We start from the raw sequence: 16171 nt of genomic DNA, 5'->3' as shown, positions 1-16171 counted from the left end.
CTTGCATGTATTAGGCACGCCGCCAGCGTTCGTCCTGAGCCAGGATCAAACTCTCCAATAAAGAGTTGATTAGCTCATTGCTAAACTCTAGCTTTTTATTACTTGTTGTCATTCTATAACATTCGTTATAAAACGATTATTGTTGACGTTTGTTTGTTCAGTTTTCAAAGAGCAATTTAGTTAGTCACTTAAGAAGCGACTTTCCTAACATAACATCTATCAACATTTCCTGTCAATAGTTTTTTAAAATTTCTTTTCCGTCGTTTACTTCAACATTTCGTGTTGTTTCAGCGACGGATATAAATATAACATTATTTCAACATAATGGTCAATACTTTTTTTAAACTTTTTTAGTTTTTTTCTAAAACCTTATAATATCGATGATAAACACCTGGACTTTTCGTTGAAACATTGACTACTTCTATTAAATGTTTATCAATCAAATATTCTAAAAGCATCCCAAGATCTACTGCATAAATAAGTAATTCTTCTTTTTCTAATAGCTCATTAAATGTCCAAATTTCCTTCTCTTTTAATATATCTAGAATATGGCTTGTACTTGATCTCATTCTGGAATGAATCAAGAATTCACTTGCTAAGAATAATAACTCAAGCCTTTTTTCAATCGGCTCATCACTATTTACTAGCTCTACATATAATTTATAGATTTCTGGCTCTATTTGTTTTACTTGGCTCCAAACGGTTACCTCTGGATGGAATCCATTTTCAATCACAGCTAAACGTGCTAAGTGATGTAGGGAGTGAACAATATCATTATAAGCGTCAAGATAATGCTTATTTTCAAAGAAAGCTTTCCCGTCCATATATCGTTTAATAAGCTTAGCGAATTCTAACGCCATCTTTTGTTTTCGTTCGTTAACGGGAAATTCCTTTAACTCATTTTTGAGTTGATAAATATATTCGTTTCGATCGAAAACAACTCTTCCATTGTATATCCATTCAAATATTCTTTTATTATTCCCCAATAAAATCCAATTTCTTAATTGTTGTTCTGTGACAATATGCAATGCTGCTTTCTTTTCCGCATAAGTGTAGTGCTTTATAAAAACAGGTTGTTCTGCTTCTTTTACAATAATTAGCATCACCGTATCAAAAGTATCTGTCACGGTCATTTCATTTTGTTTTTTATCAATGATTAATACGCCCAATGTATTTGTCTGGCTAGCTCTTTCTTGATATATAGGACGAAGAATATCTTCCATCGTTATTCCTCCATCTCCATGAATAAATTTTATTCGTTTCGTATTATTTCGACATTTTCTATTAAAATCCTGCCCTATTTCCATGGCATACATGAAATCTTACTACAACTTCTAAAAAAATAGTATTACTTTTTTTCTTTATATTCCCCATCTATTATTTCCGTATAATGAAGAACTTTCTTTAGGAAAACAGAAAAAAGAGGTATCTTTTTAAGATTAACCTTCGCATGCATTTATACGAAAGCTAATCTTAAAAAGACAACCTCTTCTATTACTTACATTAGTGCGCTTCTTTTTTAGCACAATCAGGACAAGTACCGTAAATTTCTAGACGGTGGTGACTGATTTTAAATCCTGAAACATGGCTGGCAAATTGTTCGACCTCATCCAGTCCTGGATAATGGAAATCAACTATTTTGCCACACTCTTTACAGATAATATGATAATGGTGAGAAGTAATGAAATCAAACCGACTAGAAGAATCTCCATATGTCAGTTCCTTTACTAAATTTACTTCACGAAAAACTCTTAAATTATTATAAACAGTGGCTACACTCATATTTGGGAATTTACCTTCAAGTGCTTTATAAATTTCATCGGCAGTCGGATGTGACATTGAGCTTATTAAATATTCAAGTATCGCATGACGCTGCGGGGTAATGCGCACTCCTGTTTCTTTCAGCTTGTCAAGAGCTTCCTGTAACTCATTATGCTCGCTATGCTCATTATGTTCCACGGACATGCACCCCATTTCTAAAAGATATTCTTATTTTATAATGTTTATAAATAGTGTACTAATAATAGGTGGGTTTTGTCAATACAGTTACTGTAATAACGCCGTTTATAGATGAATAAACCGTTTAAAATAACAACGATAATGATTATTTAACAATACAAACTATTAGATAATAGCAGTTGCCTGATCGCTATTGATAATACACTTTCATTATATGCATGTCACGCACTACTTTTCACCAGAATTTTTATCCAATTCTCTTTTTATTCTAAAAAAAGACCAACGAACGCTTCGTTGGCCACCGACATATATATGAGGAGGTATATGCTCACTATACAATATGCTTATCGCTCCCTAATGAGTGGACAAAAGTCCCTAGCTTTAAAATTAGGCTTCGATTTTTTCTAATGCTTGTTTTATTTCGTCTACATGGCCAGCCACTTTCACTTTACGCCATTCCTTAACGAGCTTGCCTTCTTTATCAATCAAGAAGGTTGATCTTTCAATCCCCATATATTCTTTTCCAAAATTCTTTTTCCATTTCCATACATCGAAGCTTTCTGCAACTTCATGATTTTCGTCGGATAGTAATGGAAATGGCAACTCGTGCTTTTCGATAAACTTCTTGTGCCTTGAAATCGGATCAGGGCTAACGCCAAGTACCACTGTATGAAATCCTTTAAAATCTGCATGGTTATCGCGGAAGTCACAAGCTTCTGTTGTACATCCAGGTGTCATATCTTTTGGATAAAAGTATAAGACTACATTCTTTCCTCGAAAATCTGACAGTTTTATTTTTTCTCCATTATCTGCTTGTAGTTCAAAATCTGGTACTGTATCTCCCAATTGAATCGACATCTCGTATCCCGCCTTTCTTTTCCTATACCAAGCGTACCGAATTTACTTGGATGAAGCAAGAAAAGGAGTTTGCTAATGATTCAAATCTAGGACGGCTCTTGTGACAAAGGCAGCTGGAATCGTGTAGCCTATTAATGCCTCGATAAGAACAATCATTCTTCCGATTCCAATAGGCATTAAATCACCAAACCCTACAGAGAATAAGGTGACACCACTAAAATAGATGCTAGTGTGTAATGTATGAAAGAAATCATAGTTGAGAGAAGGAGTCTGTCCATCATTATATACAGGGATTCCATTCATTTGAAACAACGTATAGATTAAGCCAAAGCCAATCATAATGGTGATATAAACAAAAATTAAATACATAAAATTTTCAAAGGATACCCATTTTTCTTTTACGCGGTAAGGAACAAACAATGTTCTTAAGCTCATCGCAATAAAAAAAAGGATTAAAGCTAATAAGACATAAAACATCTCCTTACCCCCTTACTTTATTGCTGCACGTCCTTAAATACTCCATCATTAATATTTATGCTTGTCTAAGGTAATTATGCGTTTATCCAGTTACACCTACCTGAGAACGTATGAAAGTTGCCTGTTGTTTAAAAGCTGTTTCCCTTTATCTTCTTTCAAAAAGTGCTAAAATGAGGGAAGGTATTCTATACAGAATGTTACGATTTATAGGAGGTTTATATGTTACATACCAATTCAGAACGATTACATGAAGAAGCTTTAGAGATTATTGTCGGAGGTGTCAACAGTCCTTCTCGCTCTTACAAAGCCGTTGGTGGCGGATCACCGATAGTGATGGAAAAAGGGCAAGGTGCATACTTCTTTGATGTAGACGGAAATCAATATATCGATTATTTAGCTGCATATGGTCCTATTGTGACTGGACATGCTCACCCACATATCACAAAGGCAGTCACTCGTGCAGCAGAAACAGGACTACTATTCGGTACTCCAACACCCCATGAAGTAAAATTTGCGAAAATGCTTCAGGAAGCAATCCCTTCCATGGAAAAAATCCGTTTTATGAATTCTGGAACAGAAGCCGTGATGACAACGATTCGTGTTGCGCGTGCTTATACTGGCAGAAACAAAGTCATTAAATTTGCGGGCTGCTACCATGGTCACTCTGATCCAATGCTAGTTGCAGCTGGTTCTGGACCTTCTACACTTGGCACTCCAGACTCTGCGGGTGTTCCTGCGGTAATTGCAGCTGATGTCATTACTGTTCCTTTCAATGATTTAGATGCCTATAAAGATGCATTGGATAAATGGGGAGATCAAGTAGCAGCTGTTCTTGTGGAGCCAATCGTTGGAAACTTCGGTATCGTGGAACCTGTGGAAGGATTTTTACAAGGAATCAATGAGCTAACACATGAAGCTGGCGCACTTGTTATTTATGATGAGGTAATCACCGCTTTCCGCTTCACTTACGGTGGAGCACAGGATTTATTAGGCGTTTACCCTGACTTAACTGCCTTAGGAAAAGTAATTGGCGGCGGTCTACCAATTGGCGCTTATGGTGGTAAAAAAGAAATTATGGATCAAGTTGCACCAGTTGGACCAGCATACCAAGCAGGAACTCATGCCGGAAACCCAGCATCCATCCAAGCGGGCATTGCATGTCTCGAAGTATTAAAACAAGAAGGCGTATACGATTATCTAGATAAACTAGGCGCATTATTAGAAAAAGGTATTTTAGAAGCAGCTACTAAGTACAATGTTCCAATTACACTCAACCGTCTAAAAGGAGCACTTACTGTCTTCTTTACAACGGAAAAAGTATACAACTACAAGCAAGCAGAAAGCACAGATAGCGAAATGTTCGGCCGCTTCTTTAAACTATTAGTAGAACAAGGAATTATGCTAGCACCATCCAAATACGAAGCATGGTTCCTCACCATCGCACACACAGAAGAAGACATCGAAGCAACCCTACACGCTGTAGATCAAGCATTCGCTTCATTACAAGAAGAGTATAAATTTTAATTTGCAGTAAGGAAAAAGGTTCAGAGGAATTCTGGACCTTTTTTATTTTCACAAAAGGGATCTTCCTCTTATAAATTAAAAAGATTAGAAGCTTTTTCTAATTTCCAACCACAGATAAATGAAGCGAACGCCTGCAGCGAAAATCAGCACCCCATTAAAACGTTTCACACCTCGAATATCGTTTAAATCCATTTTAATTTTAACAACAATATGTCCATTTTTTTAAAATCCATCGAAAAAAGAAAAAATCCGGCATTAGTCTATTGAAGTTAGCATCTAATCACTGTATAGTACATTATTGTGTTTACTTTTCGTGTTTTCCGCAAAAAGTAAGGGGTATAAGAAAATATGTTATTACGTTAAAGAAAGGAACACTTATTTATGACATTAGGAGCGCGTATTCTGAAAACAGGAATCGCCATCGTTTTAGCTTTATTTCTAGCACAACTATTAAATGCACCAACTCCTGTTTTCGCAGGAATTTCTGCCATTTTCGCCATACAACCAACCGTCTATCGTTCTTATTTATCTATCATTGAACAAGTGCAAGGGAATATCATCGGCGCCATTATAGCAGTAATATTTGTATTAAGCTTTGGAAACAACGTCTTTATTATCGGACTTGCTGCCATTATTGTAATTACTATTAACTTAAAATTAGGCTTAGAAAAGACGATTACCTTATCTGTTGTTACATTAATTGCGATTATGGAATCACCTACAGATGATTTCATCACATTTGCGATTATTCGTTTCTCTACCGTAATGCTAGGGATTCTGTCTTCATCAATCGTCAATCTGATTTTTCTACCACCTAAGTATGAAAATAAATTGTACAACCAAATTTCCGATATGAGTGAGGAAATAACAAAATGGATTCGCTTGAACATTAGACATGCATCCGAGCACAGTCTTTTAAAAAATGATATTGATAAAATGTCCGACCGGTTAATGAAAATAGACCAGTTATATATACTGTACAAAGAAGAACGGAATTACTTCAAAAAAACAACCTTATTAAAAACGAGAAAGTTAGTGATTTATCGGCAAATGATTGCAACATTAAAAAAATCATTTCAAACATTGAAAAAGATTCATCGCTATGAAAATGAGTTATTGAGTTTACCTGAATATTTTCAAAATATTATTCAGCAACAGCTCGATTGTCTGATTCACCACCACGAACATGTGATGCTAAAATTTATTGGAAAGGTAAAGCCACATGTTATTTTTGAAGAAGGTAGCATTTCCCTTGACCGAAACATGCTATTCCAAGAATTGATGCAGTACTACAAGGAGACAGAGTCACTTGTCCACGAAAATGAAGAAGAACTAAAGCAATATCATATGATGCAAATCGTTTCAGCCATTATTGAGTATGATGAGAATGTGGAGCATCTTGATACATTGATTACCTCTATTCAGGTTCATCATAACCACGAAGCAGAGGTAACAATTGAAGAATAAAAAAACGATCCAGAGCGAAAATGCTTCTGGATCGTTTTTTCAATTCCCCAATTGCTGTATTTGAAATAGATCATGATAATGACCTTGTAATTTCATCAACTCATTATGTGTGCCATCTTCCATGATTTTTCCGTGTTCGATTAAAACAATTCGATCTGCATGGGTAATCGTAGAGAGTCGATGGGCAACAATCAAGGTTGTTCTATCTTTTGCCAGTTCTTCAAGGGATTCTTGAATTGATTGTTCACTTTCCAAGTCTAAAGCAGAGGTTGCCTCGTCCAAAATTAAGATAGGTGGATTTTTCAAGAAAACGCGGGCAATCGCTACTCTTTGTTTCTGTCCTCCACTTAATTTCACTCCTCTTTCTCCAACTTTCGTTTCATAACCTTCTGGCAGCTGCATAATAAAGTCATGGGCATTCGCAGCTTTTGCGGCGGCAATCACTTCCTCTTCCGTCGCATTTGGTCTCCCAATCATAATATTTTCTCTAATGGATTCACTAAAGAGAATATTTTCTTGAAGAACCATTCCAATATGATCCCTTAAGGAACGAGCTTGTAAATCTCTTATATCTTTTCCATCTAAGAGAATCCTTCCACCTGTCACATCATAGAATCTTGGTATAAGACTAATTAACGAAGATTTTCCGCCCCCACTCATTCCAACAAATGCGATAGTCTCCCCTGGCTTAATATGTAAGGAAACATTATCTAATACTTTCGGATCCTTTGTATCATAGGCAAAATCAACCGCTTCAAATGCAATGTCACCTTTTACATTTGCACAAGGAATGGCATTTGGCTTATCCTGAATATCATATTTTTCATCAATCAAATCAAATACTCGATCCATTGAGGCAATCGATTGGGTTAATGTTGTCGAAGAATTCACTAATCTTCTTAATGGATTATACAATCTTTCAATATAGGCAAAAAATGCAATCATCGCCCCTAAAGTTAGATCACCATTTAATACTTGATAGCCAGAATAGGCAATCACAAACAATGGAGAAATATCGGTAATCGTATTAACAACCGCAAATGCTTTAGCATTCCACTTCGTATGATTGACCGCTTTTTCTAAGAAGGCATTATTATATTTTTGAAAATGCTTTTGTTCATGATTTTCTGTAGCAAAGCTCTTAATAACAGAAATTCCTTGTACCCTTTCATGCAAAAAGCTTTGTACTCCTGCTAGCGCCTGTGATCTTTCTCTTGTCAGCGTCCGTAAATTTCCAAAGAAATAGCTCACGGAGAAAGCATAGAAAGGCAATAAAATGATGGAAACAAAGGTTAGCTTTATATTCATCGTGAACATGATAGCTATTGTAATCAATATTGTTACGGCATCTAACCATAAATTCATTAATCCTGTTAAAATAAAGTTTTTCGTTTGTTCGACATCATTTATTACACGGGAAATAACTTCCCCTGCCCGGGTATTAGAATAATATTTTAAACTTAATTTTTGAAGATGCATAAATAGCTGGTCTCTAATATCATATAGAATTTTATTAGAAGTCCATTGTGCGAAATATTGACGATAATACTCGATTGGTGGCCTTACTACGATAAAAATAATCGTCATGATGATCATAATCGTCCATAAATTGCTCATTTTAGTTGCCTGTGCTAAGTCTGGATTATTGATTATGTCATCGATTACGTACTTTAATAGCAATGGTATTAATAGCGGGATGGCAAATTTAACAATGCCGATGATAATGGTGCCAATGATTTGCCACCGATATGGCTTTACAAAAGCCATATATCTTTTAATACTGTCCACATATACTCCCCTCTCTATGTTGCCTTTTTTCTATTTCCTTTTTGGTAGTTTTGAAAACTTGTTTTGTGTTTGGCTTTGTTTACAGCTGTTAGGAAAACTTAGTGATTTCCTCTGTTACTTTTTCATTTTTCATGCTGGGATGGGCATGAAAATGTTGGCTTCAGTTACCTTTTGCTGTTTTTACCAGATGAATCGGGCACTGAGATGTTCTCTTACAGATTACCTTCCAAACTATCCCAACCACAATGCAAGCATTGATAATAAATCACACAATCTCTTCCATAACTAACTCTTTGATAACAATGAATCATTTTATCATTATTCGAAGCATATGCATAAGAAAAAAGCCTGCTGAATACCAACATGCTTTTTTCAGTCATCCATATTAACTTCTGTACGTTAAGTATCTTTCATACCACAAATCAACAAAATCTGGTGCAAAGGGACCTTTTCTTTGTCTTATCCATTGTATTAATTGATTTACTTGCGACTTTAAAATATGATCGATGACATCTGGATATTTCATTTCTTCACGGTGACGTTCATATTCATCCTCATCTAATAAATTGAATGTCATATCCGGGAAAATTTTGATGTCCAAATCATAATCAATATATTTAAGTGCCTCTCCATCGTATATAAATGGTGAGCTTAGGTTGCAATAATAATGAATGCCATCTTCTCTAAGCATGCCAATGACATTAAACCATTGTTGTGAATGAAAATAACAGATTGCAGGTTCACGCGTTACCCACGTTCTTCCATCTGATTCTGTAACAATTGTACGATCATTACCACCTATAATTAAGTTTTGCGTCCCTTTAAGTATCGTTGTTTCGTCCCAGATTCGATGGATGTGCCCATTATGCTTATAACTGTGAATTTGTATTGGTTCACCCTCGATAGGTACGCCCATTTTTATTTCTCCCCTACTTTCTATTTACGGACGCTTTGTAACCTGTTACATACTAAAAGCGATTCATTATTTCATTTAAGGCAACAAAGTACGATTCCTCTTTTTTCTTATTATAACGGTTATCTGGTAAATTTAAAACAAAAGAACCATTGAAATTACACAATGGTTTCAAATATTCCATATTTTTTTATGAACTCGATGATAGTTTTAGCTCATTTTCTTGATAGACTCGAATGACTTTTTCTGTTTGCAATTCAAAAATTTGTTGTATTTGCTTAAGTTCTACTTTCATTTTGCCAATTTCTATTTGCACTTCTTTTAATTCGGTTTCTTTTTGCAGCATTTGTAATTGTGCTTCAATTTCTTCGCACCGCTCTAATTCTCCTTGTAAATATAGTAGTTTTTCCATTATTCGCATTTGCTCTCCAACTAAACCGTTAAATACATCCATGAAAAAACACATCCTACTCTTTATTTTTAGGTTCGGTAATACTTTACTTATCATCTTTCTTTAACTATTTCTGCGTATGTATGATTATTCCTTTGACTACTTCTGTAGACAAAGAAGAAGTTTTGTCGAACTATTTTTATTGTAAGCCACCTTATATTAAAAAACTAAATAATAGCTATTTTCCATAAAAAGCAAAGGGCACTCTCCCGTAAGTGAAGTGCCCTTTGTTTGCATTATTTGCTTGAGTTTTTAGCTTTTTTTGCTTCTGCTTGTTGGTTATATTTTTTTACTTCTGCAGCGCTTGTTTCGCTAGCAAATTCAGTACCATACTGACCTTGACCAGCAGATTGAGCGTTTTGTTGTTTTACTTCTTGGATGTTAGTTCCTGATTGAGTTACACCAGATTTTTTAGCCATGAATATCACCTCCACGCCTATTAATTTGTCCCAGACATTTCGGTTCTATCCAAAGTTTTTCATTTCCAATAAAATCCAATTTTTTCTCTAAAGAGAAAAAAGAGAATCTTCCTCAGAAGGAAAATTCCCTTTTCTTACTTACACTAATAACGAAATACCACCATCCACAATAATCGTTTGCCCTCTTATCATACTAGCGTCATCGCTTACTAAAAACATAACTGCGTTCACTAGGTCTTCCATTTCCACCATTCTTCCCGCTGGCGTTTTATCTGCTGCCGCTTGAAGCAATTCTTCTCTATTTGGGAAATGTGTTAATGCTTCTGTATCAACAGCTCCACCAGAAACAGCATTAACCACAATATTTTTTGGAGCTAATTCTACTGCTAAATATCTAGTCAACGCTTCTACTGCCGCTTTACTTACCCCAACAGTCGTATAGTTTTCTAAATAGCGAATCGCTCCTAATGAACTGATGCTGACAATCTTGCCGCCTTTATCCATTAATTTCGCCGCTTCTTGCGCACAGAATAATAACGCTTTACTGTTAATATTCATTGTCCAATTCCAATGAGACTCTTCTAATTCCATAATTGGTCGTAACACACCAGATGCTGCGTTATTAACGAAAACATCCAAACGCCCGAATTCTTCTTTCACTTCTGCGAACATTGCTTTAATTTTATCAACATCCCCAACATTCGCTTTTACTAAAAGAACTTTTCTTCCTAATGCCGTTATTTCATCGGCTGTTTCTTGGGCAGCCTTTCTGCTTCTTGCATAGTTAATAACGATATCATAGCCCTCTTTTGCTAATCGAATCGCTGTTGCTTTTCCTATTCCTCTACTGCTTCCTGTAATTAATGCTACTTTGTTTGTCATTCTTTTAATTCCTTTCCCATCCATTTACTTTTCATTTTACCTCTATTAATGCATAGTTCGCAAACAACATTCGCACAATAGATATAGATATGCTTAAGGTAAAGGAAGGTATTGGATAATGTATGTTGGTAGAGATATGACTGAATTAGCAATGATCGCTAAAGGCGAATGGAAGGATAACGAGCTTGCCTACTTCCATCATTCCTTACAGCAAATGACTCCCTATTTAAATAGCGAAGGAGCAAGTATTCATCGTGAAATTATCGTGGAGATTGAAAATAGAGGCGGCTTAAAAAGAAACGAAGCAGATTATACACATGGAACAGAAGTGAACGATGATTAAAAAACAAGGGGACCAACTGTGGTCACCCCTCGTTAATTTGCTCTGATAAAAACTTCAGCATCTTTTGATGAGACACTGGGAATGGGAATGGCTCTATCTCTTCGGAATTCACTTTTCGTAGATCTTCCCTTTCCTCTTTCAAATCAATCAATTTTCCACTATAGACATTGATATTCCAAATCAAATGGGAAAAGACATGTTCAATTCTTGTAATCATTTCGCCAACTTCTACTGTTGCTTGAAAGTCTTCCAAAAGCCTTTCCTCTAGCTGCGCTTTCTCGCTTTTTAACACTTGAACGATTTCCATATTAGGAAATTCCCATAGATTTGCAAGCAATCCTGTGCTAGGTCGCTTATGAATCAATGTTCTTCCATCTTCATCTGTCAAAACGACAGCAGCAAGCTGGATTGACTTTTGCTTCTTGCTTTTCGTCTTAACCGGCAGTTCCGTTACTGTTCCTTCATCAAATGCATGACAATGCTCTCTAACAGGACAAAGCAAACAAGACGGCGAAGTAGGTGTACAAATTAAGGCACCTAGCTCCATTAAGGCTTGATTAAAATAGGATGGATTCTCATGTGAAATCAGGACGCGCACGGCTTCTTCAAAAGTTTTTCTCGTTTTCGGCTTGGCAATATCTTCCCAAATCGAAAGAATTCTAGATAAGACCCTCATAACATTTCCATCAACAGCAGGTTCTGGAACACCATAGGCAATACTTAAAATCGCTCCCGCCGTATACGGGCCTACTCCCTTTAAGCCAGAAATTTCTTTTGGCGAATCTGGCACTTTGCCCTCATACTTTTCATGGACTTCCTTTACAGCGGCATGAAGGTTTCGTGCTCTTGAGTAATAGCCTAACCCTTCCCAAGCCTTTAATACCTTCTCTTCTTCCGCAACTGACAATGCTTCAATTGTTGGAAACTGAGAAATAAATCGGTTAAAATAGGGAATAACCGTATCAACCTTAGTCTGCTGAAGCATTATTTCAGACACCCATACTTTATAAGGATCCTTATCCTTTCTCCATGGAAGATCTCTTTGTTCCTCGGTAAACCATTTTAATAAATCTTCTCTAAATTGCTCTACATTCACTTGGTTCTTTATCATTTCTTGCCTTTCTGTCACCATAAACCTCCATATGTTAATTATTAATTTTTTTGGGAATAACAATGTATAGACTTCTTTTTATTCTATTGGACATAACATGCATCATAGGATGAAATGGGATAGAATGAAAGTATGAAAAATCTTACTAACAAGTGATATCCTAGCCAAAAGATTTGATGTTATTAAAGTAAGTATAAATAAGTAAATTTGTCTCATTTTAAATAAGAGAACTATTTTTTTATAAAAATTATGCGATTGTCCGATGTATATTATCGATTTTTATTATTTAATAACATTATCCGCATTTTTTGTCCTATGCTTTTCTTTAGCTGTTTGTAGTGTATCTTTTGTTAAGAAAAAAGAAAAGCATATTTTAATTGTAATTATGGTGTTTTCATCCAAATAATGCTGGAGAAAAATCAGGGAGGTTTGGTATTTTGGATACAGGAACACATATCGTCATGGGGATTGCACTTGGTGGGTTAGCTACGTTAGACCCGGTTGTTGCTTCAAGTCCTGTAACAGCTACAAGTGTTATGATCGCCACAATAGTGGGCTCTCAAATACCAGATATCGATACGGTTTTAAAATTAAGAAACAATGCCGTTTATATACGTAATCATCGTGGAGTCACACACTCAATACCTGCAGTAATTTTATGGCCATTGCTCATCACCGCGGTCATTTATCCGATTTTCTTAGAAGCAAATTTATTGCATTTATGGCTTTGGTCCTTTTTAGCGGTTTTTCTGCATGTTTTTGTAGATATTTTTAACGCTTACGGTACACAGGCCCTGCGCCCCTTTACAAATAAATGGGTTGCGTTGGGAATTATTAACACATTTGATCCAATCATTTTTTCTATGCATATTATTGCTATTTTATGTTGGATATTTGGCTCCAATCCTGGATATACTTTTTTAACGCTCTTCATCGTTCTAATCGGTTATTATCTGCTGCGAATTTTCACACAGCGGCAGGTAAAAATAAATGTGAAAAAGAAGATTCCTAACGCAACTGAAGTCATTTTATCACCAACGATGAGATTTAATCACTGGCGTATTGCTGTAATGACTGATGACTCCTTCTATGTCGGTCGATCGCATCAGCATGAAATTGAAATTTACGATAAATTCCATCGCATTCCAATTCCAAATACACCAGTTCTCGCAGCAGCACAAAAAGATAAGAACCTATCTGCATTCTTATCCTTTTCTCCTGTTTTTCGCTGGGAAGTCTTGGAGCTCGATGACCAATACCAAGTCCGTTTCATTGATTTGCGCTATCGAAGCAATGGACATTATCCATTTGTCGCTGTCGTTCATCTAGATTTAAATTTAAATATTATTACCTCGTACACAGGCTGGATCTTTAGTGAAGATAAACTTAAAAAGAAACTCGATATACTAACAAATTAGTATAAGACAGGTCGACTCAAACGTCGACCTGTCTATTATTTAAATGAATTTTCAATGCAATTTCTTTTTATCATCTGTAAGAAATTCTTTATATTTTGGATTTTCTGCGACAAATTCATGTAGCTTTTCTCCATAGTTTTCAATCCACTGACTGACAACTCTTTCGGTTACTTCTTCTCCTTGATATTTCCGACCAACTTTTGCATAAGTTGCTTCGAAATCTTCCCATAATAATTCAACCCATGTTTGCGCTTGCCCTACTGAAATAAATGAATTAAGCTCCAGTAGCCGTTCCACTAACTTTTTCTGTGCTTCATGCATCATTGATTCCTTCTTTCTTTTTCTGTTTTTACTTATAGATTGCAGATGGATAACAAATACTATCCGTAGTAATAAACAAATATACGTTTATTACTGTTTACTTAGTTGATTCTTGGAGGTATAACGATGGGAAATGTAGATAATACAAATGATGTAAAGCTTGAAGGAGAACCGAGAGCTAAAGCAGAATTTGCTTCTAAAAGAGCAAATGGGACAATCAATACACATCCTCAAGAGAGAATGCACGCTTCCTCTCATCGCAGACCGAAAAAATAAGGAAGTACTGTAGGAAAGAGGGAGAGACCATACACGGTCCCTCCTCTCCTTTCCCTCAATCCTTCTTTTTCAATAACGCAATCGGAATACCTTCTTCTTGGCTTCCATCTATTTTTCGTTTTCCCCAGGCAAATACACCATTCATATAATCGATTTGAAAAAGAACTCCAGGATCTCCTTCTATTTCATACACTTCATTCGGTTTAAAATCTATTGGATTTAATAAATAGGATTTCGCGAGAACTGCTTTTCTTTCTAAGACTGCATACTCATTAATCATTCCAAGCTGTTCCGCCTTTTTCGCTTGATCATTTAAAGTGGATATTTCCATACGGAGCTCATGTTCTGTCATCATGCTATATCTTTTTGTCAGCATTTATATTCCCTCCACTACAAACTAGTGTAATAAAATTAACCAGATTCGGCAAAAATTTAGATTATTCATTTACATTTCCTCTTCCATTTCATCTAAATATTGTTCGATAAGATCCATCGAGAATCCTTTACGGTATAAAAATTGTTTCATTTTCTGTGTGAATTCATAGCCTGTAAATTTTGCAAATTTCCTTCTTGCCTTCTCGCCATGAATCCGAATAGTTTCTAATCCATCGCTATCCATTTCAAGAATCTCTGGCATCCTTTTCACTTCCTGAATAATAGCAGTAGTAAATCCTTTGCGAACAAGTGTCTGCTCTAGCTTCTGTAATAAAATTTTCTTAGAATCCTTTTTCTTCCCCGCTAAAAATTTCACCATTACCTTTTGTGCAGACTGAAGCTGATCTTCATATGCAAATTCCTCCATGGCACGCTCGATTAATTCGATCTGAACGCCTTTTTCTTTTAGCTCTCTTTTAATCGATTCTGGTCCTTTTGTCGTTGTATTCCGTTGGGTGCGCACATAGGAGAAAGCATAATCTTCATCATCGATAAATTTCATATCCTTTAATTTCATCATTACTTCTGATACGAATGACTCGTTTTCCATTTTAGCAAGCAGATGTTTTCTTACTTCCATTTCCGTCCTTTTCACTTTAGCCAAATACCTAACTGCCATATGGTAACCTTTTCTTATTTCATCCGTATATTGAATTTCATTTAATAAGAGAGAATCGAGTTCCATCCCTTTCTGCAACTGGTACTTCACTAACACAGCCTCATCTACACTAAATGCATAAACCTCTTTCCCTTGCTTTATCGTAAAAATATTATAACGGTCGTTTAATTCCTTTTGTCTTGTAATTTTACTAATAATCATCCCATCACCACATTATTATCTATTTTGAGATTTTCTTATTCTTAGCTTTAACAGAAACTTTTTATTAACATTCACTTAAACACTTCTCCTTAAAATGTAGCATAGAAAAAAAGGAATAGCAGTACTTTTGCCTTCTTACACTAATTAATTTACATCCTGTGTGCATCTATATTACCCAACTAGGAAAGAATAAAGAAGATACTTTGGAATGAGAAAGGAATGATATTGATGGATAGAAAGAAAAAGCAAAAACAAAAACATACACTATCTAGTATGCAGGCAGTAACCTATCAACATGAATTTAAAATGGCTGATCGAGCTGCTAGCAGAAAAGATAATAAATAAGCCAAACTTATCCTTCTTAAGGAGAGAATTTCCGTATATTCTCTCCCCCTCTTTTATGTTAACCCTTACATTTATGTGGATAAAATAACCTCCATTCTGTTGATAATGTGGATAAGCCTGTGGAATACTTTATTTTCAGCATTTATCTTGTTAGTAAATAAGTTGATAACCTAACCGTTTTTCCACAGTTAATATTGCGATTATTTTCAGAAATATACAACAAAAAAGGACCTTTCCACTGAACTGACCTAGCCAAATGAGACATATATAAAACACCTATCCATATTAAATTTAACACTTTTTCATTAATTTGATATTGGTTCTTTACTGGAAATAGTTCAGGCACTTTGTCACTTTACTTGGA

At 35.5% G+C, this 16171-nt stretch carries 20 protein-coding genes and 1 rRNA gene; 6 read left to right on the top strand and 15 right to left on the bottom strand.

Annotation, left to right across the window (positions count from 1 at the left end):
- From QQZ16_RS19230 to QQZ16_RS19210, 5 genes are all read right to left on the bottom strand, one after another.
- Window positions 1-61 (bottom strand): 16S ribosomal RNA (locus QQZ16_RS19230); the annotation flags it as partial.
- A gap of 289 nt (window positions 62-350) precedes the next feature.
- Window positions 351-1223, bottom strand: coding sequence for a nucleotidyltransferase-like protein (locus QQZ16_RS19225; protein ID WP_031539772.1), 873 nt, complete (start codon window positions 1221-1223; stop codon window positions 351-353).
- A 280-nt stretch (window positions 1224-1503) separates the two neighbouring features.
- On the bottom strand, window positions 1504-1959 hold the full coding sequence (gene perR, locus QQZ16_RS19220) for a peroxide-responsive transcriptional repressor PerR (RefSeq protein WP_269320393.1): 456 nt from the start codon (window positions 1957-1959) through the stop codon (window positions 1504-1506).
- A gap of 387 nt (window positions 1960-2346) precedes the next feature.
- Window positions 2347-2817, bottom strand: coding sequence for a thioredoxin-dependent thiol peroxidase (gene bcp / locus QQZ16_RS19215; protein ID WP_031539768.1), 471 nt, complete (start codon window positions 2815-2817; stop codon window positions 2347-2349).
- Window positions 2818-2889: 72 nt separating this feature from the next.
- Complete coding sequence (locus tag QQZ16_RS19210; protein ID WP_031539766.1) at window positions 2890-3294, bottom strand: ion channel; 405 nt, start codon at window positions 3292-3294, stop codon at window positions 2890-2892.
- 219 nt (window positions 3295-3513) lie between these two features.
- Here QQZ16_RS19210 and QQZ16_RS19205 point away from each other — a divergent pair, with 219 nt between their 5' ends.
- Window positions 3514-4818 carry a glutamate-1-semialdehyde 2,1-aminomutase gene (locus tag QQZ16_RS19205; protein WP_031539763.1) on the top strand — a complete coding sequence of 435 codons (1305 nt, stop codon included), beginning with the start codon at window positions 3514-3516 and terminating at the stop codon, window positions 4816-4818.
- Between the two features lie 381 nt (window positions 4819-5199).
- Window positions 5200-6285 (top strand): FUSC family protein, encoded by a 1086-nt coding sequence (locus QQZ16_RS19200; protein WP_031539762.1) that lies wholly within the window; start codon window positions 5200-5202, stop codon window positions 6283-6285.
- A gap of 39 nt (window positions 6286-6324) precedes the next feature.
- Here the strand turns inward: QQZ16_RS19200 and QQZ16_RS19195 are convergent, their stop codons facing one another.
- The 6 genes from QQZ16_RS19195 to fabL all read right to left on the bottom strand — a co-directional run bounded on the left by QQZ16_RS19195 (window position 6325) and on the right by fabL (window position 10738).
- Window positions 6325-8073: an ABC transporter ATP-binding protein gene (locus tag QQZ16_RS19195; protein ID WP_031539759.1), complete on the bottom strand. Its 1749-nt coding sequence runs from the start codon at window positions 8071-8073 to the stop codon at window positions 6325-6327.
- A gap of 385 nt (window positions 8074-8458) precedes the next feature.
- Window positions 8459-8989, bottom strand: a complete 531-nt coding sequence (gene ntdP / locus QQZ16_RS19190) for a nucleoside tri-diphosphate phosphatase (protein WP_031539758.1) — start codon at window positions 8987-8989, stop codon at window positions 8459-8461.
- A gap of 52 nt (window positions 8990-9041) precedes the next feature.
- Window positions 9042-9170: a hypothetical protein gene (locus QQZ16_RS19185; RefSeq protein ID WP_284561678.1), complete on the bottom strand. Its 129-nt coding sequence runs from the start codon at window positions 9168-9170 to the stop codon at window positions 9042-9044.
- Between the two features lie 6 nt (window positions 9171-9176).
- On the bottom strand, window positions 9177-9440 hold the full coding sequence (locus QQZ16_RS19180; RefSeq protein WP_031539757.1) for a YgaB family protein: 264 nt from the start codon (window positions 9438-9440) through the stop codon (window positions 9177-9179).
- A gap of 233 nt (window positions 9441-9673) precedes the next feature.
- Window positions 9674-9856: a gamma-type small acid-soluble spore protein gene (locus QQZ16_RS19175; protein WP_031539755.1), complete on the bottom strand. Its 183-nt coding sequence runs from the start codon at window positions 9854-9856 to the stop codon at window positions 9674-9676.
- A gap of 138 nt (window positions 9857-9994) precedes the next feature.
- Window positions 9995-10738 (bottom strand): enoyl-[acyl-carrier-protein] reductase FabL, encoded by a 744-nt coding sequence (gene fabL / locus QQZ16_RS19170; RefSeq protein ID WP_031539753.1) that lies wholly within the window; start codon window positions 10736-10738, stop codon window positions 9995-9997.
- Between the two features lie 118 nt (window positions 10739-10856).
- On the opposite strand from fabL, the gene QQZ16_RS19165 reads away from it, so the two are divergent.
- Window positions 10857-11081, top strand: a complete 225-nt coding sequence (locus QQZ16_RS19165; RefSeq protein WP_031539751.1) for a hypothetical protein — start codon at window positions 10857-10859, stop codon at window positions 11079-11081.
- A 22-nt stretch (window positions 11082-11103) separates the two neighbouring features.
- Here QQZ16_RS19165 and mutY read toward each other — a convergent pair whose 3' ends face one another.
- Window positions 11104-12213: an A/G-specific adenine glycosylase gene (mutY, locus tag QQZ16_RS19160; protein WP_031539750.1), complete on the bottom strand. Its 1110-nt coding sequence runs from the start codon at window positions 12211-12213 to the stop codon at window positions 11104-11106.
- Between the two features lie 416 nt (window positions 12214-12629).
- On the opposite strand from mutY, the gene QQZ16_RS19155 reads away from it, so the two are divergent.
- Entirely contained in the window at window positions 12630-13610 is a 981-nt protein-coding gene (locus QQZ16_RS19155) for a metal-dependent hydrolase (RefSeq protein WP_031539746.1), read from the top strand.
- Between the two features lie 51 nt (window positions 13611-13661).
- On the opposite strand, the gene QQZ16_RS19150 is transcribed toward QQZ16_RS19155, so the two are convergent.
- Window positions 13662-13931 (bottom strand): YfhJ family protein, encoded by a 270-nt coding sequence (locus QQZ16_RS19150; protein ID WP_284561677.1) that lies wholly within the window; start codon window positions 13929-13931, stop codon window positions 13662-13664.
- A 126-nt stretch (window positions 13932-14057) separates the two neighbouring features.
- Here QQZ16_RS19150 and QQZ16_RS19145 point away from each other — a divergent pair, with 126 nt between their 5' ends.
- Complete coding sequence (locus QQZ16_RS19145) at window positions 14058-14207, top strand: small, acid-soluble spore protein K (protein ID WP_031540334.1); 150 nt, start codon at window positions 14058-14060, stop codon at window positions 14205-14207.
- A 55-nt stretch (window positions 14208-14262) separates the two neighbouring features.
- Here the strand turns inward: QQZ16_RS19145 and QQZ16_RS19140 are convergent, their stop codons facing one another.
- Window positions 14263-14583, bottom strand: a complete 321-nt coding sequence (locus QQZ16_RS19140) for a YfhH family protein (protein ID WP_031540336.1) — start codon at window positions 14581-14583, stop codon at window positions 14263-14265.
- Window positions 14584-14652: 69 nt separating this feature from the next.
- Complete coding sequence (gene recX / locus QQZ16_RS19135; RefSeq protein WP_031540338.1) at window positions 14653-15462, bottom strand: recombination regulator RecX; 810 nt, start codon at window positions 15460-15462, stop codon at window positions 14653-14655.
- Window positions 15463-15690: 228 nt separating this feature from the next.
- Between recX and QQZ16_RS19130 the strand changes: the two genes are divergently transcribed.
- On the top strand, window positions 15691-15807 hold the full coding sequence (locus QQZ16_RS19130) for a YfhE family protein (RefSeq protein WP_235252038.1): 117 nt from the start codon (window positions 15691-15693) through the stop codon (window positions 15805-15807).
- Window positions 15808-16171: the final 364 nt, after the last annotated feature.

Source organism: Bacillus sp. T2.9-1 (genome assembly GCF_950097965.1).
In the GTDB taxonomy this organism is placed as follows: Bacteria; Bacillota; Bacilli; order Bacillales; family Cytobacillaceae; genus Niallia; species Niallia hominis.
The sequence above is the reverse complement of the archived record's forward strand: the minus strand, read 5'-3'. Positions and strand labels throughout refer to the sequence as shown.